Source organism: Paenisporosarcina sp. P5_A11 (genome assembly GCF_056400705.1).
In genome coordinates this window covers 1-3,224 of record NZ_JBFUKT010000263.1, presented here as the reverse complement: position 1 = coordinate 3,224, position 3,224 = coordinate 1, and the positions used below count along the sequence as shown (strand labels likewise).

Here is a 3,224-nt window from a genome sequence, read left to right as displayed (position 1 = left end):
GTATTAAGCATGCTTATGATTGCTTTTAACTTGCTTGGAGATGGATTACGTGATGCACTTGATCCGAAAATGAAAGATTAAGAAGGAGGAAAGCGACTATGGAAAAAATCTTAGAAGTAAAAGACCTTCAGCTTTCCTTCCACACTTTTGCAGGTGAAGTAAAAGCCATTCGTGGTGTTAACTTCGATTTGCTTAAAGGGGAAACGTTAGCGATTGTTGGTGAATCTGGTTCAGGTAAATCGGTAACTACGAAAGCCATTATGCGTCTTTTACCAGAATCTAGTTCTGAATTTAAAAGCGGAGAAATCTTATTTAACGGAAAAGATTTAACGAAGCTTACTGATAAAGAAATGCAAAAAATTCGCGGGAAAGATATCTCAATGATCTTCCAGGATCCTATGACGTCATTAAATCCTACCATGACTATTGGTCGTCAAATTACTGAACCATTGTTAAAACATCAAAAAGTAGGGAAAACAGAAGCGAAAAAAATTGCAGTCGATTTACTACGTATGGTTGGGATGCCTAAACCGGAATTGCGAATTAAACAATATCCACACCAATTTTCTGGTGGTCAACGTCAGCGTATTGTTATTGCGATTGCTTTAGCATGTAATCCACAAATTTTGATTGCAGATGAGCCGACAACTGCTTTGGACGTTACAATCCAGGCTCAAATTTTGGAACTCATGAAAGATTTACAGAAGAAAATCGATACATCGATTATCTTCATTACACATGACCTTGGGGTAGTTGCAAACGTGGCAGATCGCGTTGCGGTTATGTATGGCGGCCGCATTGTTGAAATGGGTACAGTAGATGAAATTTTCTACAATCCTCAACATCCATATACATGGGGGCTACTGAGCTCAATGCCTTCCCTCGATACGGCAGAAGAAAAATTATACGCGATTCCAGGTACGCCTCCAGACTTGTTGGATCCTCCAAAAGGAGATGCATTTGCACTTCGCAGTGAATATGCATTAGCAATTGACATGGAACAAGCACCACCTGTTTTCCAAGTAAGTGATACACATTTTGCATCCACTTGGTTATTACATCCTGATGCACCAAAAGTGGAACCACCACTTTCAATTATTGAGCGAATGAAAAAGTTCCCAGGAAGTCGTTACTATGAAGGAGTGCGTACTAATGGCTGAAAAATTACTTGAAATTAAAAATTTAAAACAATATTTCAATCAAGGTAAAGCAAATGAAGTACGTGCAGTTGATGATATTAGTTTCGATATTTACAGAGGTGAAACCCTTGGATTAGTAGGAGAGTCTGGTTGTGGTAAATCAACAACTGGCCGCTCTATTATCCGTCTTTACGATGCAACTGCTGGAGAAGTGAAATTCAATGGCGTTAGTGTTCATGGGAAAAAATCAAAGTCTGATTTGAAAATATTTAACCGTAAAATGCAAATGATTTTCCAAGATCCATATGCGTCTCTTAATCCACGTATGAAAGTGTTGGATATTATTGCAGAAGGTTTAGATATTCATGGTCTTACTAAATCATCAAAAGAACGTAAAGATCGTGTTCACGAGTTACTTGAAACTGTTGGTCTAAATAAAGAACATGCGAACCGTTACCCACATGAGTTCTCTGGTGGGCAACGACAACGTCTGGGTATTGCTCGTGCTCTTGCAGTAGAGCCTGAGTTCATCATTGCTGATGAGCCAATCTCTGCACTAGACGTATCCATCCAAGCGCAAGTTGTTAACTTGTTAAAAGAATTACAAGAAGAAAAAGGATTAACGTACTTGTTTATTGCACATGATTTGTCGATGGTTAAATATATCTCAGATCGTATCGGTGTTATGTATTTTGGTAAATTGGTTGAACTTGCACCAGCTGAAGAGCTGTACAACAACCCACTACATCCATATACTCAATCACTATTATCAGCAATTCCACTACCAGATCCAAACTATGAGCGTACACGCGTACGTAAATCGTATGACCCAACGTCTCATAACTATGAAGACGGTGAAGAAATTGCAATGCGTGAAGTAACTCCTGGACATTTTGTATTCTGTTCAGCAAGAGAATTCGAATCATTAAAATTAACTTCAGCTGCTCGTGTCTAAGAGATTAAGATATTAATAGAAAAATTAGCAAAAAGAGCCATTCTTATTACAAGAATGGCTCTTTTTATTGTAAATATGACAAATTTCGCTTTAAATGTAATGCTTAACTTGATAAGATGGTAATGAATAGAAAGGATGTAAATTAAACTATGACATTTAAGAAATGGATGAGTACTGGTGCTTTATTGGCGGCATTAATTGCCCCAAATACACTCGTTTCTGCTGAAGAAGAAAAGACTAATGACGATTTTACTGAACGTACATATGGATTTACTGCGATAGATGAGGAATTAATTTTGGCTTCAACGTTATTACGTTTTGACTCAGGTTTAACATTTACATACCCAGATGCTGTCCGAGGAGTTTATGTGACCGGACATTCAGCCGGTGGAGCACGATTTAATGAATTGCTAAAATTATTGGATAAAACTGATTTAAACGCCATGGTAATTGATATTAAAGATGATTTTGGTGATTTAACATACATGCCTTCAGATGATTCTCCATTGAAACCTTTAAATATCGGAAATCCTTACATTAAAAATMCTCGTGAAGTATTAGAAATTCTAGAAGAAAAGAAAATTTACCCAATTGCCCGTGTGGTAGTCTTTAAAGATTCGGCGCTTGCCAAGGCCAAACCTGAGCTCTCATTTGTAGAAGGATCAGAAGTTTGGAAAAATGGACGAGGCGAATCCTTTGTAAATCCATTTATGAAAGAAGTATGGGATTACAATGTAGAGGTAGCCGTTGAAGCAGCGAAGATGGGTTTCCAAGAGATTCAATTTGACTATGTACGTTTTCCAGAAGGATTTGAAAATCGTGCAGATACCTTAACGTACGGTAAGGGTGAATATGAGTCGTCTGACACTGATTCAGTACAAAAAAGAGTACACGCTGTCACAGACTTTGTTGCTTATGCTCGTGAAAAGCTAAAACCTTATAACGTAAAAGTTTCAGTCGATATTTTTGGGTATGCTGCTACATTAGCAGAAGCACCTGGTATTGGGCAAAACTTTGGAAAGATTTCTGAAAATGTCGATGTCATTTCTTCAATGATTTATCCTAGTCACTGGACATCATATTTTGGAATTGCAAAACCAGACTTACAGCCATATAAACTGGTACAAGAA

At 37.6% G+C, this 3,224-nt stretch carries 3 protein-coding genes; all 3 read left to right on the top strand.

The annotated features are described in order from the left end of the window. The first annotated feature begins 98 nt into the window (after positions 1 to 98). Positions 99 to 1,160: an ABC transporter ATP-binding protein gene (locus AC1DOS_RS19040; protein WP_108584246.1), complete on the top strand. Its 1,062-nt coding sequence runs from the start codon at positions 99 to 101 to the stop codon at positions 1,158 to 1,160. Further along, positions 1,153 to 2,094, top strand: coding sequence for an ABC transporter ATP-binding protein (locus AC1DOS_RS19035; RefSeq protein ID WP_108584248.1), 942 nt, complete (start codon positions 1,153 to 1,155; stop codon positions 2,092 to 2,094). Before AC1DOS_RS19040 ends, AC1DOS_RS19035 begins: the two co-directional genes overlap by 8 nt. 149 nt (positions 2,095 to 2,243) lie before the next feature. Then, a partial coding sequence (locus tag AC1DOS_RS19030; RefSeq protein WP_477538767.1) for a putative glycoside hydrolase occupies positions 2,244 to 3,224 on the top strand: 981 nt, incomplete at its 3' end.